Below are 14,526 nucleotides of genomic sequence, written 5' to 3'. Positions count from 1 at the left end.
GCCGGTACATCTAACCCTTAAAAATAGAAATAAAATGAGAAAACACTACTTATTATGGATGATTTTCCTATTTTCAGTTCTTCAACTGAATGCACAGACCTACTGTGTTCCTACAGCCGGCACTTCCAGCCAGTCTAACTATTTAAAGAATGCCATATTTTCTGATCAGGGAGCTTTATACTATACAGCATCTTCATATCAGGCTTATGTTGACAATTCTTCCAGCCAAACAATATCTTCATATCCTGGAGGGACAGTGAACGTTCATCTGGATTTTGCAGGATCGGGAGTAAAGTCTTATGTCTGGATCGACTGGAATAATGATGGAGATTTTGATGATTTTTATGAAAATCCACTAGGACCTTCAAGCTATTCAGTTGTGGATGATCTGTTTTTTATTCCACCTTCTCAGGCCGTTGGAATATATAGAATCAGGGTACAGAGCGGCACTTCATTCCCGAACCCTGTAACCCCATGCGGGCCTAACAATTATGGAAATTTTGTAGATTTCAGTTTGAAGATCGATGCTTCACCAACCTGTTTTGTTCCTTCAACACTTACTTCTTCCAATATAACCAACAATTCTGCAATGATTTCCTGGAGTGCTCCTGCAACAGCACCGGGAAGCTATGAATATTATTATACTTCTTCCACCACTATTCCGGATGCCTCTACGCCAATATCAGGGACCAGTAATACAATCTCAGCACCCATCAGCGGACTTTCACCTTTTACAACTTACTATTATTATGTAAGATCAGTTTGCGGTACATCTAATAAAAGTGCATGGTCTTTAAGGGGGATATTTAAAACCAAGTGCGATGCTAAAACTTCAATGTTTGAAGACTTCGAAAGTGCAGTAAACGGGCCTAATAATGCTGACTGCTGGGATAGAATTATTTTAGGATCAGGATACCAGACAATTGGTTCCGGTAGTGGTGTGAACAGTAGCAAAGCGATGTATCAGAGTGCCAATGGTGCAGCTAACACAGTAATTGCTGTACTTCCGATGTTCAGTAATGTAAATGCGGGAACCCACTGGTTAAGATTTAAAGCAAAAGTAAGCAGTACTGCCGGTGTATTAGATATTGGTTACGTAACCAATGATACGGATGCTTCTTCTTTTGTGAATATCCAATCTGTGAATATCAGTAATACTGTTTTCGATGGATTTGAATATAGTGTTGTAATTCCCAATACCATTCCTGCCAATGCAAGGCTGGCCATAAGACATGGAGGTGTTCCTTCTGTAAATATTTACTGGGATAATGTATATTGGGAGCCTAAACCAACGTGCTTTACTCCAACAAATATCGTTTTATCCAATGTAACCAGCGCAACAGCGAATATAGCATGGACAGCTCCTTCACCAACACCAGCAATGGGGTACGACATTTATTACAGTACCAACAACACCGCGCCAACCTCATCTACCGTACCTAATATAACAGGGGTAACAGCTAATCCTTATACTATCCAGGGATTAAACTCTGCAACAACCTATTATATATGGATAAGATCAAGATGCAGTGCTTCAGATCAGAGTCTATGGAGCAATATAGCATCGGTACAGACTCTTTGTGCACCAGTTGCAACACTTTCAGAAAATTTTGATTCTTATGCTACGGGATTATTAACCAATGCTCCATGCTGGGGAAGAATTGTGACAGGAATAGCAAGCTTAAATATTAATGGAAATGGTGCTCTATCCGGAACGAAACATATTTTACAACGCAGTATTTCTGCAGGAGATATATCCATTGCTGTATTACCTGAGTTTACCAACATCAATGCAGGAACTCATTCTCTGAAGCTGAATGCTTATTGCAGTGTGAATACAGGAAAATTAGAGGTGGGATATATGACCAATCCTACTGATGCTTCTACTTTTACATTGATCCAGCAATTGAATATTACCAATACCTCGTATACTCCAGCTACAGGAAGTGAGTACACTATTGTCATTCCTAATACCGTTCCGGCAGGGGCAAGACTGGCTATCCGGGATACATATGCAACCTCAGGGAATGCATTGTATTACTGGGATAATGTTTCATGGGCTCCCACACAAACGATGAATGTACAGGACAACATAGTGAAATCAAAAGCAAGCATTTCCCCTAATCCTTTCACTGATGTAATTATGATGACTGACCATAAAAACATGCAATCCGTTATGATATATGATGCTTCGGGTAAATCCGTCACTGAGATCAGGAATCCTGACCATACAATTTCATTAAAAGATCTGGCATCAGGAATATATTTAATAAAAATGATCATGAAAGACGGTACTTCCCACACCGTAAAAGCTATAAAGAAATAAATGTTGTCTCTGTCATCAAAAGCGGTGGAAACTTGTCCATCGCTTTTATGACAGTTTTTATCCTCCTTAAACTTATTCAATGAAAGATTTTTACTTCGTTTATAAGCCTGCTTCCGAAACAGGAAAGCACTGGCTTTTATTGCTCAGAAAGCTTCTTTTTGCAGTGCTCATTTTATCATTTGGAAGCAATATGCTTTTTTCCCAGAGAGATACGGAACATTGGTTTGCCCCAATGATGTCCAGACTTAATGATTCCAATAAACAGGCTTTATTTTTATCGACAGATTCTACAACTCCATTTCCCGTCACAATCTATAACAATAATACAGCCATTGGAAATGTAACAATCAGCAAAGGCAATCCCCAATCTTTTGACATTCCTATGGATAAAATGATTACGGGGTCACAATCAGAAGTTTTTAAGGTAACCGGACGAGGCATTTATGTTAAAGGAGAAAAACCTTTTTTCTGTACTTTCAGATTCTCTACAAAAAATCATGGAGAAATCCTTACGTCCAAAGGAAAAGCTGGTATTGGAAACAAATTTTATGTTGCTTATGGGCCTATTGCTACAGCTTCTTCCAATAACAATTTCACCTGTGGAGTACTTGCTACTGAAGATAATACAATGGTAACAGTATCTAATTATGGAGCTTCCGTTCAATTCTCCAATGGGACTACTGGTACCAATACGCCTTCAATGACTTTTACCTTACAAAAAGGGCAGTCGTATATTATAGAAGGTACAGGAAACCAGACAGGAAATCAAAGCGGTTTTATTGGAGCTAAAATTGAGTCTAATAAACCTGTAACTGTTACTAACGGAAATTTCAACGGTCAGATTGTTAACTCCAATAATGGCGGTGATATTTTAATGGACCAGTCGATACCGGTAGAACGTTTAGGGGATGATTTTGTCCTTGTTAAGGGCATGGCTCCGATTGCATCAAATGTAGAGGGTGCTATAGTAACCGCTACAGAGAATAATACACAGGTATATCTCAATGATGATGTGAATCCGATTGCCACTCTTAATGAAGGGCAGTTCTATCGGATCGGCTCTTCTTCTTATATGAATCAAAATAGTACCGGACATTATAACATGCACATCCGGACTACCAAAAAAGCCTATGTTTATCAATTGATGGCTGGAACAGCAACATCATTTGTTGAAATTACCATCGGGGCTAATTATATTCCTCCTCTCAACTGTTTTCTTCCTAAGAAGATTGATGAAATAGGTATGATCAATGTATTACCTTATTATACTGCTATCACTCCTGCAGTAAAACTCAATATCATCACTGAGACAGGAGCTACAGTAACTGTTAACGGAATACCTTTACCTCCCGCCCAAGGACCGTTCCCCGTAACCGGAAATACTAATTGGGTTACTTATTCTGTACCGAATGTTACAGGTAATATTACCGTAGAATCTACTAAAGCTGTGACGGCTGGTATTGCTGCCGGTGAAGGAAATGTAGGCTACGGTGGTTATTTTGCCGGATTTTCTTCTATCCCTGTTATTGCCAAGAAAAACGGAACCTGTATTCCGGGAATGTCACTGGAAGTAGATGATAGCTATACAACTTATCAATGGAATTTTAACGGAAATGCTATTCCGGGAGCGAATACCAACACATATACTCCTACTCAACCGGGAAATTACACCGTTACCGTATCTGTGGGTGGAAGCTGTCCCTCTGTCACAACACCGGTTTATAAGGCATTTTCATGTCTAGCTCATACCACAAAAGCATTAACGGTGTGTTCAACAGGAACCCCGGTAAACATAACGCCTTCATTTACGAATTCATCCCAAACTCCGGTTCCGGGAACGGTACAAATCATCAGTCCGCCTGCCAATGGTACACTCACAGTAAACCCTACAACAGGAATACTTACTTATACAGCCACTACCGGAGCTGCAGATACTTTCACCTACAAATTCTGCGGCAATGTTCCTGAATTTACAGATTGCGAAGAAGTAAAAGTCAATATCACTGTCCAAACAGTCACAGTAACGAATACCTCCATTAAAGCATGCAGCAATAACGGAAGCGGACTTTTTGATCTCACTTCTGCCAATGTGGGAGGACCATCGGGAAGTAGTAAGAAATATTATCCCACCGCCGCAGATCTAGCTGCCGGTACTAATGAAATTATTCCAGCCAATGCTTATGTATCATCTGTTCCTAAAGACATTTATGTAAAAGTAACAACCCTTGAAGGGTGTTCTGCCCAGGCAAAGATCAGTCTCCTGTTTAATCCTTCCCCGCAGGTTCGGAATACATCTTTAACGTCATGTTATATTGCTTCCGCTCCGGATAAAGGAAGCTTTGATCTCACCCAGGCATCTGTTACCAGCGAAACAGGTATTACAAAAGAATATTATAAAACACTACAGGATGCTGGAGCAGGTATCAATGCTATCCTGAACCCCAGTGTTTACATTTCCTCCGGCGGAACGGTATACATTAAAATTATCAATGCTACAGGATGTTACACTATTGCGACAGTAACTCTTACCGTCACACTGCCTCATCCTTCCCCATTGCTTAAAGATCAATTCATATGTTTTAATGCTACAACAACACTGGATGCAGGATCCGGCTATGAGTCTTATGAATGGAGCACAGGAGATACAACTTCTTCTATTTCTAATGTAGGAGTAGGAAATTACTGGGTGATTTTAGGACATGACAACTGTTTTACAAAGCAGAATGTTTCTGTAAAAAAAGCACCTGACGTTGTTATCAGGCAAATTGATTTCGACAATAATAAGGCAACACTTACTGTAATAGGAGGAAATCTACCCTACTTATATTCCATTGATGGGATTAACTGGCAAAATTCAAATGTGTTTACAGGCCTGCCTAATGGTCAGAATAAGTTTTATGTAAAGGATTCTTACAACTGCGAGCCGATACAGGTAGAACTGACAGTGATGAACATCATCAATGCCATTACACCTAATGGAGATAATGTAAATGATAGTATTTCTTACGCAGAATTTGCTTACAAGAAAGAGTTATCCTTTACGGTACATGACAGATATGGAAACAATGTTTTTACTGGTACACGTTTTAACAATTATACTTGGGACGGCAGGTTCAATAATAAAAAACTGTTCACCGGAACTTACTGGTATGTAATCACCTGGAAAGAACCCACCCTGAAAGACACCATCATCAAATACACAGGATGGATCTTACTGAAAAATTAAAGATTAATCTAAAAACAACCAATCAACTGTAACAAAGCTGGCTTTCATGAAAAGCTGTCTGCCTCATTTAATCTAATCTTCCTTAAAGCTTATGAAAAGGATCTTATTTATCTTTATATTACTATTTGTATCATCATCTGTTTTTGCACAAAGGGATACAGAGCATTGGTTTGCTCCTATGGTGGCGAGTTCTTCGAATGGTTCACCCAAACAGGCATTATATCTTTCTACAGACAATACAACACCGTTTCCTGTCAGTATTTATAATAATAACACTGTAATAGGAACAGTGACTATCAGCAAAGGAAATCCGCAGACATTTGATGTCCCGATGAATCTGATGATAGGACAAAATACAACCGATGCAATGAGTGTAAAAACAAGAGGGCTTTATCTTCATGGAGACCTTCCTTTTTTTGCCACCTACAGGTTTTCGGAAGTTAATCATGGAGAAATTCTGACGTCCAAGGGAAAAGCCGGTATTGGTAATAAATTCTATGCAGTATATGCTCCATTGATGAATAACCAGTCTTCACAAAATTTTTCCTGTGGTATCCTGGCAACTGAAGACAATACCCAGATCAAAGTTTCAGGATATGGTATGACAACGTGGTTCTACAATAATTTTAACGGACTTACCCATCCCAGTATTACAATCACTCTGAATAAAGGACAGTCTTATATTTTTGCAGGCTACGCCAATAAACCCGGAAATAAAGATGGTTTTATCGGAGCTAAAATAGAATCTACAAAACCTGTATCTGTTACCAATGGAAATTATCATGGTCAGTTTGGAATGACACCTCCTTATAACGGGGAGGATATTATCATGGATCAGTCTGTTCCGGTTGAACGTTTAGGACAGGAGTTTGTTCTCATTAAAGGAATGGGAAATCTCCTTCCTGAAATTGAAGGAGCCATTATTGTTGCGACAGAGAACAATACAGAAATTAGGCTTAACAACAACCCTACACCTGTAATAACACTCAATGAAGGGCAATATTACAGAGTAAGTGCAATGAATTATGTACTCAATGGGCCTTCTCATCATAATATGTATATCAAAGCATCAAAGAATGTTTATGTCTATCAATTATTATCAGGTATTGCAGACAATGATGCTACGGAAGGTTTTAATTATATACCGCCTCTTAACTGTTTTCTGCCTACTGTTATTGATGAAATAGGAAAAATAGGAGAACTTCCTTATTATACCACATTCAATCCGCCTCTTTCTGTAAAGCTTAATATTCTTACCCAAACCGGGGCCGGAGTCGCAGTAAACGGCGTAACTCCCACCGCAGCAGAAGGGCCATTTCCTGTCACCGGAACTCCAAACTGGGTTTCATACTCAATTCCCAATATCACTGGAAATATAACAGTAACTTCTACCAAAGCCGTTACAGCCGGGATTATTGGAGGTAGTGGAAATCTTGGCTACGGAGGATATTTTGCAGGTTTCAATTCCATTCCGGTAATCAGCAAATCCGCCGGAGAATGTATTCCGGGAATTGTGTTAGAAGTGGAAAGCGGTTTTGACCATTATCAATGGAATCTTAACGGCACTCCTATTCAGGGTGCGAACAATAATACCTATACTCCTACCCAAGCAGGAAATTATACCGTATCAATTACTAAAAGCACCTGTAATCCTCTCACAACATATCCCTACAAAGTATACACCTGCCTTGTCAATACTGTAAAATCAATGAATGTCTGCAGCGCCGGTACTCCTACCGCCATCACTCCTACATTCTCCAACTCTACACAGACTCCGGTCCCGGGAACAGTACAGATCATTGCTGCTCCGGTGAACGGGACTTTAACAGTAAATCCTTCAACAGGAATTCTTACTTATACAGCCAATACTGGAACAAGCACCGATACTTTCACTTATAAATTCTGTGGAAACGACCCGGATTTTATAGATTGTGAACAGGTAAAAGTCAATATAACAGTACAGCCTCTGATTTTAACGGATACGACTGTAAAAACCTGCGAGACCAACGGAACAGGTATTTTCAATCTTACTACAGCTGCTGTAGGAGGACCAACCAATGCCATCCGAAAATATTATCCTACCATGGCTGACTTAAATGCAGGAACCAATGAAATTATTCCTGCCAATGCATATCCATCAGTCGCTCCTGCGACAGTATTCGTAAAAGTAACTACAGTGGAAGGCTGTACGGCCAATGCTAAAATTACCCTTCAGTTTTATCCTGCTCCTAATGTGCAGAATGCAACCCTCAACGGATGCTTTGTTCCAGGCAATCCTAATACTGGAACTTTCGATTTAACCACAGCCCTTGTTACAAGCACTGCTCCTGTGACAAAAAAGTATTATCCTACTTTAACGGATGCCACAAACGGGACGAATGAAATAACTACTCCTACCGCTTATATTTCTTCAAATACAACAGTATATGTAAAGGTAATTACTGGCAATGGTTGTTTTGATTTTGCCCCAATTACTTTAACTGTGATTCCACCCAAGCCTTCTGCTCTTCTGGTGGATCAGTACATATGTCCGGATGCACGCGTTACATTGGATGCCGGGCCGGGCTATACCTCTTATTTATGGAACACAGGAGCAACTACTCCATCTATCACCGCTTCCATAGGTAATTATTGGGTAATCCTGACTTCCAATGGATGCGAAACGAAACAGTTTGTAAAAGTACTATCTGTTCCTGTTCCAAAAATTAAAAAGATAGAAACTACAGGAAATACAGTTACCCTTACTGTGGAAGGCGGTACACCGCCTTATCAATATTCAAGGGATGGAATGATATGGCAGGATTCTAATATATTTACAGGTCTTCCGAGAGGTAAAAATATTTTTTACGTAAAAGATTCCAATAATTGCCGTCCTGTGGAGACTCAGATCCTGGTTCCAAATCTCATCAATGCAATTACACCAAACAGTGACGGCATCAATGATAGTCTGGATTATTCAGAGCTTGGATTTTTGAAAGATCTGAAGTTTGGTATTTTCAACCGATACGGACAGCTTATTCATTCATCCGATAAAAATAATAACTTAAAATGGGATGGCACCATCGGTGGTACTCCAGTGAGCAGTGGTACTTATTGGTATGAAATAAAATGGACAGATCCGGATACCCAAAAGCTCATTTCCTATACAGGATGGATCATGGTCAAAAATAGGAATTAATTCAAATACAAAGCCTAATCAGGATTGTAATACTTTTTGTTTAAAGAAACTGTCTCAAAAAAATGAGACAGTTTCTGTTTTTCTTCTATCCTTAGATATATACTGGCGTTTAATTATTAACACCCTCTCCTATCTTCAAGCTTCCGTCAGAATATTATGCAGCTCCTTTTATTTTTGTACCGTTCTTTGCCGCTTCGATTTTCTTATTATTTCTAAGCTCACGTTTCATTTTACGGTAGTCCCAGGGAGCAAGAGCATTACTATCCTGCCAAAGTCCCATTTTTTTAAGCTTTGCAGTTTCCTGAATTTTGCCCAGAGACGCATCTTTTGAGTAGGAAAAATACCACCATCCTAATCCTGCTTTGATAAGCTCTTTGGAAAGATATTTCCCGTCATCATAATATACTTTCGCAATGGATCTTCCATAACGATCTGTAGTTGTTTCAACAAAGTTTACCGTTTTCCCGAATACCTGAGCAGAAGTAAACTGTTTCGCATTTTTTCCAAATGCCTGCCCGCTTTCCGGACAATCAACTTCGGCAAGTCTAATTTTCTTTTGTTGATTTCCTTTTAAGAGTAAAGTAATGGTATCTCCGTCTGAAATTTTGATCACTTTTCCGGTAGTCTGTGAGAATAGAAATAAAGGGAAAAGTACGTACAGCAGCATTAGTCGTTTCATGGAGCAAATATAGGGATTAGAAAGTCTTGTTTAATTACAAAAACCTCGCGTTTTGCGAGGTTTTTTATATTGAATTAAGTTATTTCATTTTTTTTGCCTCAAAGTCGGGAGACTTTGCGGAGCGAACTATTCAACATCCAATACTTTATGAACATCGTTAAAATTATACCAGCGTTCTTTTTTACCGGGATAATAGTAGTACAATTCATCCAAGTATGTATCTTCTTTAAGAAAGGTAGTCCCTTTATTTAGCGGTAATATATAATTGTCTAAATTGTTAATGAAACTAATGTATTGACTGTAATTATATTTAGTTTGTGAAGAAATGGTTTCGCATAGTATATCTTTATTATCAATTCTATTACCATCATCGCTGATACGTCCACTACTTGAAACATATTCATCAATCAGTTTATTACTAAAAAAAGAGGCTATTTTTTGAGCATCAATTGCTGCGAAGAATAAATATCCTCCATTTTTTAAAACTTGAAATAATTCATTTAAGTCTTTAGTAGAATGATTAGTTTTTTTTACAGCCCTACGCTCATTAAGAGTCAAAAAATTCTCTCTGCAAAAACATTTTTTAGCCATTAAAAACTGTTGAAATGCCAAACTATCTTTTTTTAAAAATGTCTTTAACTTTTCATATTTGGTATTTCCGACAGGAGTTTGTCCCCAAATGATCACATTAAATAGCAAAAAAACTATAACAATGAATATTTTTTTCATCACTTACTTTGTTTATTATTTTTATCTGCAACGTACAAGTAAACTGCTTGAGCATACTTTAGATACACATGGATATTTCCCTTATTGTTTTTCTCAAAGAGGGAAAACTACTATAATTGAAGCAATTAATCCTGAAAGACTAAATGATCTATGTAAATATTAAGACCTGTTCTTTTTAAGAGCTCCAGAGATGTTGCAAAATAATTAACTCCTAAGGCATCTTCTATTGCTTGTGCAGAATTGATATATAGATGAAAATCTTTCATATTATTATTCTTACTTACGTCTATAGTATGATCATGAAGTGAATCCAACCCACTTCCAATAAAACCTTTTTTTCCAAAGAACAATTCACCTAAATAACAGAAAAAATCTTTGTTGTCTTTAACAAGATCTCCATCCATTTTCATGATGTTATTCTCTTTACTCATTTTATAAAGGCCGTTATTCCAAATAAAACAAGCCTGGAGATAAGAGTTTTTAAGTTCACTGTTCTCAGTCTTCCGCCAGTTAAATTCTGAATGATTGAACCAATCGTAAAAAATTTTCATGAGATATTGATCATATCCACTTCCCGTAATACTCATTTTATTAATCATAGTTCCATAAAGAACAATTCCATCTGGCTCATTATAGTCTTCTTCAGTTAAAACATAGTCTATGATAAATCGGGTTTTATATAATATTCCTTTTTTACCTGCTTTATTGTAAATTTTTACAGTTAGTTTGATTTCAGGCTTTTCTAATTCATCTAAAATAATGGATTTAGCTTCAGGCTTAACTTTCAGTAATAATTTATCATTAACAATTTTCTCATCTCTAGTAAGATCTAGATAATCTATTTTAATATTATTTAAGAATATCTCCATTTTTATTTACTAAATTATTCTATTCATAAACGGACTTTACTTCTATGATCTTATCCGGCAAAGTCTGTAAGTTTGTATAAGTTTGTTGATATTAGGGAAAAACCAAATATATTAAGTTATTGCCCCTCTAAACTAAATTGATTTTCATAATCCAGTTTTTCAATTTTATCAGAATTTTTTATAATCACTTCTAAAGATCCTTTTGGTTTTATTATCGAGTCTCCAACCACAACTTTATCCCACCAATCTCTGTAAACTACAATACTATCTTGATGGCCATACACCAGAAATGGTATATTGTGATTATCATGATTCATATACTTTTTTCTAACTATTGATTTTATATCCTTTTCTCTAATTTCATCAATAAAACTGCCTTCATTTTTTGAAGAAAATATCCGTTTGTATAGGAATACTATAGCAATAATAACCAACAGGATTACAAAACTCTTATTTCTATTCATTTTTCCTAATTAAAAAAACAATTAAAATTCAAAAAAACCAATCATAAGGTTAAAAGCAATATCAAAAATACCAACATCAGCAGAATTGTAGTTTTACCAATTAAATGGAATCGCCACATAGGTGTTTTCAAAAATAGGTAAGGACAATACTTCCTTTGTTATTAAGCCGGTTTCTCCCTTCTTCACAATGCAAACTTTAAGTAATTCTCCCCGATGATGGTAACCATTTAAGATGAGCGCCTGAATACCATCAGTATCCAGAATCCTGATCAACGCTCGAAATTTATCTGCTGTATCTGTTACTTCCAGAAAACTTAAATCAATATCAGTAAAGGAGATATTTTCATCGGCTACAATCTGAACAAAACGTTGTCCTATATCATATGCAGTCAGGTCTTTAAATTTTCCATCTGCCGTTACAAGACTGGTTTCCAGGCAATCCAGATATACTTTTCGCTCTTGTGACAAATAGTTTCGGATATGCAACTTAGCTTCTTGCACTATCTCAATAGCATTTCTTCTGAAAGCTCTTTTCCACTCATCAATTTTTATTAAAATATCTGTATCCGCATACTCCCACAAAAAAGAATAAACCTTCTGATCAGGAAAAAAAGTTTCCATTTGGATTCCGTCTTCATAGTTATAAAACAACCACAAGCTATCATAGTTCAATTCACTGTGTTTAAAAAAATTGGAAAGGTAATAATGATGGGTATCTCTATATTTCTTCATAAAACACTTATGCTTTTTTGGAGATATTTCAGTTTTCGCCGGAATAATTATAATTTCCAACAGCCAATATTGACAGGTAGAGAAGAATAATTTTCAATAAAAAAATCATGATCAAAACGATAAAAATAAAAATCTTCTATATCAATCTCAATTTTCTGGATCGTAATTTCCAGGTGTAAAAAAAATTCAACAAATTCTTTCACAAAATCATTGATATTAATTATTATATTCTCATCAGTATATAATCCTCCATTGATCTGATTATCAGAACAGCCACCACCCCAATATACTGAACAACCTTCAATAAAAGCAATGAAACGGTCTACCAGATTCTCCGGCATATCTTCATGAATTACAATTTTAAATTCAAATATATCTTTCATTAATTCTTGTTTTAGTCAGTAACTGCCTGCTTTCTACAAATCTCTATCCTGACAAGTATATAGTGTTGAAATATCAACAGGAAGCATAATCGTTCTGATATCTGAATTTCTCACTTTACTAAAAGTAATATCCAAACCCACGGATAATGATAATGTTCTCAATAAAAATACATTATCACTTTTGTTATTCTCTTCAAAAATACGATTTATGGTACTCCAATCCCTTTTAGTAAAAGTCTTTTTCCCTATGATATTCTGCATCTCTTTAGATGATTTTTCATCTGTTTTTACACCATAATATGTTTTCTCTCCATCTGTAAAATCCTTCTGAACACAAGTAAAAATATAGGAATCATTTTCCAGTGAAACCCATGATGTTATAATATCATCATACCAGTCAAGTATATGTAATTGAATAATGGTCACTTCTATTTTATTTATTTTTCGTAATGGTAAACCGGGCTGATCAATTTTCATGATTTTATCAAATCCAACCTTCATGTACTATCTCTGGTGGGTAATATAATTGATAAAAAAATTCATCACGATAGTAAACTTTGCATATTGGGTATTTACGGATTGAATTTAATAGTTTTAAAAACTTTTAAAAATAATTCTTTATTCTCTTCACTTAAATCATTGATAATTATTGCCATTTTATTTTGATGAATATCTACACTGTCAAAATGAATCCCAATAAGTCCTTTATCCATTTTTTTCGGCATCATAATCTGAGTTCTGTGCTTATTGATTGTATCATAGTAATAATAATTAACATTATAAATTCCGTTTCTGTAATCTCTATCAGAATTATCAGAAAAATAAGCTTTTAACTCTCTGTTTTTATATTTTCCATATAATTCTTTATCATCTGTAATGAAAAAAGAATTTTCCTCAAAAGGTTTATAATCACCATAGTAAATATAGCCAACATGCCTATTTCCAGCATTAATGCTGTATATCTGAGAATCTTCGGCCCTTTCTTTTTTAATGCTCATTGATTTGGGTAAACTCAGTGATGCATTAGCAATAGTGTAATTAACAAATTCATGATCCTTACAGCAAGAATACAGCATCATCAAAAAACAGAACAGAAGAAAACGAACTTCTGTTTTCAAGGTTATTTTTCTATATTTTGGGGTAATAATGTTTAATGTGAACAAAAAAAAAGAAAATTCTTTCATCATTTTTAAGAGGGCTAAATCAATGGTTATTAATAGGGTAAAGGTAATAAAAAAGAGTTCATAAAAAATTAATTAAAAATTATACCTCATTTTCTTTTTTTATTCCAAAAAGAATTGCAACTTTGCAGCCCTAAAAACGATGTAAAATTCGTTATCGATGATCCTTCGGGGCGTAGCGTAGTCCGGTCATCGCGCCTGGTTTGGGACCAGGAGGTCGCAGGTTCGAATCCTGCCGCCCCGACTTATAAATTTAGGGTGCGTAGCTCAGCTGGATAGAGCATCTGCCTTCTAAGCAGACGGTCAAAGGTTCGAATCCTTTCGCGCTCACTTAAAGACTTACTGGAAACAGTGAGTCTTTTTTGTTTTTGCTCAGGCCCTGATAAAAGTTCTCCATTTTAGTGAGGAATAATAAAAATAATATAAGAATATGATTATTAAACAGGTACAACGAATCAAAGAGCGTTCACGAAAAAATAATTAAAAATTATCTCTAATTTTATTTTTTTATTCCAAAAAGTATTGTACCTTTGCAACCGCAAAAACGAAGTAAAAATCGTTACTGATGATCCTTCGGGGCGTAGCGTAGTCCGGTCATCGCGCCTGGTTTGGGACCAGGAGGTCGCAGGTTCGAATCCTGCCGCCCCGACTTATAAATTTAGGGTGCGTAGCTCAGCTGGATAGAGCATCTGCCTTCTAAGCAGACGGTCAAAGGTTCGAATCCTTTCGCGCTCACTTAAAGACTTACTGGAAACAGTA

General features: G+C 36.4%; 11 protein-coding genes and 4 tRNA genes. 7 read left to right on the top strand and 8 right to left on the bottom strand.

Annotation, left to right across the window (positions count from 1 at the left end; genetic code table 11):
- Window positions 1-34: 34 nt before the first annotated feature.
- From DEU39_RS18655 to DEU39_RS18645, 3 genes are all read left to right on the top strand, one after another.
- A complete protein-coding gene (locus DEU39_RS18655; protein WP_120232961.1) occupies window positions 35-2,326 on the top strand; it encodes a fibronectin type III domain-containing protein in 2,292 nt (763 codons plus the stop codon).
- A gap of 79 nt (window positions 2,327-2,405) precedes the next feature.
- Window positions 2,406-5,552: a T9SS type B sorting domain-containing protein gene (locus DEU39_RS18650; protein ID WP_228436843.1), complete on the top strand. Its 3,147-nt coding sequence runs from the start codon at window positions 2,406-2,408 to the stop codon at window positions 5,550-5,552.
- Window positions 5,553-5,643: 91 nt separating this feature from the next.
- Complete coding sequence (locus tag DEU39_RS18645; RefSeq protein ID WP_120232960.1) at window positions 5,644-8,730, top strand: T9SS type B sorting domain-containing protein; 3,087 nt, start codon at window positions 5,644-5,646, stop codon at window positions 8,728-8,730.
- Between the two features lie 154 nt (window positions 8,731-8,884).
- Here the strand turns inward: DEU39_RS18645 and DEU39_RS18640 are convergent, their stop codons facing one another.
- From DEU39_RS18640 to DEU39_RS18605, 8 genes are all read right to left on the bottom strand, one after another.
- Window positions 8,885-9,409 carry a thermonuclease family protein gene (locus DEU39_RS18640; RefSeq protein WP_120232959.1) on the bottom strand — a complete coding sequence of 175 codons (525 nt, stop codon included), beginning with the start codon at window positions 9,407-9,409 and terminating at the stop codon, window positions 8,885-8,887.
- Between the two features lie 126 nt (window positions 9,410-9,535).
- On the bottom strand, window positions 9,536-10,138 hold the full coding sequence (locus DEU39_RS18635; RefSeq protein WP_120232958.1) for a hypothetical protein: 603 nt from the start codon (window positions 10,136-10,138) through the stop codon (window positions 9,536-9,538).
- A gap of 125 nt (window positions 10,139-10,263) precedes the next feature.
- The gene (locus DEU39_RS18630) at window positions 10,264-11,007 is read right to left on the bottom strand and encodes a hypothetical protein (protein WP_120232957.1); all 744 of its coding nucleotides are present in this window, start codon (window positions 11,005-11,007) and stop codon (window positions 10,264-10,266) included.
- A gap of 116 nt (window positions 11,008-11,123) precedes the next feature.
- Window positions 11,124-11,471 (bottom strand): hypothetical protein, encoded by a 348-nt coding sequence (locus DEU39_RS18625; protein ID WP_120232956.1) that lies wholly within the window; start codon window positions 11,469-11,471, stop codon window positions 11,124-11,126.
- 93 nt (window positions 11,472-11,564) lie between these two features.
- Window positions 11,565-12,203: a hypothetical protein gene (locus DEU39_RS18620; protein ID WP_147367620.1), complete on the bottom strand. Its 639-nt coding sequence runs from the start codon at window positions 12,201-12,203 to the stop codon at window positions 11,565-11,567.
- A gap of 47 nt (window positions 12,204-12,250) precedes the next feature.
- The gene (locus tag DEU39_RS18615) at window positions 12,251-12,586 is read right to left on the bottom strand and encodes a hypothetical protein (RefSeq protein ID WP_120232954.1); all 336 of its coding nucleotides are present in this window, start codon (window positions 12,584-12,586) and stop codon (window positions 12,251-12,253) included.
- A gap of 33 nt (window positions 12,587-12,619) precedes the next feature.
- Window positions 12,620-13,063 carry a hypothetical protein gene (locus DEU39_RS18610; RefSeq protein ID WP_147367619.1) on the bottom strand — a complete coding sequence of 148 codons (444 nt, stop codon included), beginning with the start codon at window positions 13,061-13,063 and terminating at the stop codon, window positions 12,620-12,622.
- Between the two features lie 95 nt (window positions 13,064-13,158).
- Window positions 13,159-13,704 (bottom strand): hypothetical protein, encoded by a 546-nt coding sequence (locus DEU39_RS18605; RefSeq protein WP_228436841.1) that lies wholly within the window; start codon window positions 13,702-13,704, stop codon window positions 13,159-13,161.
- A gap of 232 nt (window positions 13,705-13,936) precedes the next feature.
- On the opposite strand from DEU39_RS18605, the gene DEU39_RS18600 reads away from it, so the two are divergent.
- The 4 genes from DEU39_RS18600 to DEU39_RS18585 all read left to right on the top strand — a co-directional run bounded on the left by DEU39_RS18600 (window position 13,937) and on the right by DEU39_RS18585 (window position 14,502).
- Window positions 13,937-14,011: transfer RNA gene (locus DEU39_RS18600), tRNA-Pro, on the top strand.
- A gap of 12 nt (window positions 14,012-14,023) precedes the next feature.
- Window positions 14,024-14,097, top strand: a tRNA-Arg gene (locus DEU39_RS18595).
- A 244-nt stretch (window positions 14,098-14,341) separates the two neighbouring features.
- Window positions 14,342-14,416: transfer RNA gene (locus tag DEU39_RS18590), tRNA-Pro, on the top strand.
- 12 nt (window positions 14,417-14,428) lie between these two features.
- Window positions 14,429-14,502 (top strand) — tRNA-Arg (locus tag DEU39_RS18585).
- Window positions 14,503-14,526: the final 24 nt, after the last annotated feature.

Origin of the sequence: Chryseobacterium sp. AG363 (genome assembly GCF_003610675.1) — a bacterium.
GTDB lineage: Bacteria > Bacteroidota > Bacteroidia > Flavobacteriales > Weeksellaceae > Chryseobacterium > Chryseobacterium cucumeris.
Note: the sequence above shows the minus strand (reverse complement) of the source record. Positions and strands in the feature narration are given on the sequence as shown.

Coding starts and splice junctions, on each gene's coding strand:
- DEU39_RS18655 (WP_120232961.1), top strand. CDS start 35: ATGAGAAAACACTACTTATTATGGATGATTTTCCTATTTTCAGTTCTT.
- DEU39_RS18625 (WP_120232956.1), bottom strand. CDS start 11,471: ATGAATAGAAATAAGAGTTTTGTAATCCTGTTGGTTATTATTGCTATA.
- DEU39_RS18615 (WP_120232954.1), bottom strand. CDS start 12,586: ATGAAAGATATATTTGAATTTAAAATTGTAATTCATGAAGATATGCCG.
- DEU39_RS18620 (WP_147367620.1), bottom strand. CDS start 12,203: ATGAAGAAATATAGAGATACCCATCATTATTACCTTTCCAATTTTTTT.
- DEU39_RS18650 (WP_228436843.1), top strand. CDS start 2,406: ATGAAAGATTTTTACTTCGTTTATAAGCCTGCTTCCGAAACAGGAAAG.
- DEU39_RS18640 (WP_120232959.1), bottom strand. CDS start 9,409: ATGAAACGACTAATGCTGCTGTACGTACTTTTCCCTTTATTTCTATTC.
- DEU39_RS18645 (WP_120232960.1), top strand. CDS start 5,644: ATGAAAAGGATCTTATTTATCTTTATATTACTATTTGTATCATCATCT.
- DEU39_RS18630 (WP_120232957.1), bottom strand. CDS start 11,007: ATGGAGATATTCTTAAATAATATTAAAATAGATTATCTAGATCTTACT.
- DEU39_RS18635 (WP_120232958.1), bottom strand. CDS start 10,138: ATGAAAAAAATATTCATTGTTATAGTTTTTTTGCTATTTAATGTGATC.
- DEU39_RS18610 (WP_147367619.1), bottom strand. CDS start 13,063: ATGAAAATTGATCAGCCCGGTTTACCATTACGAAAAATAAATAAAATA.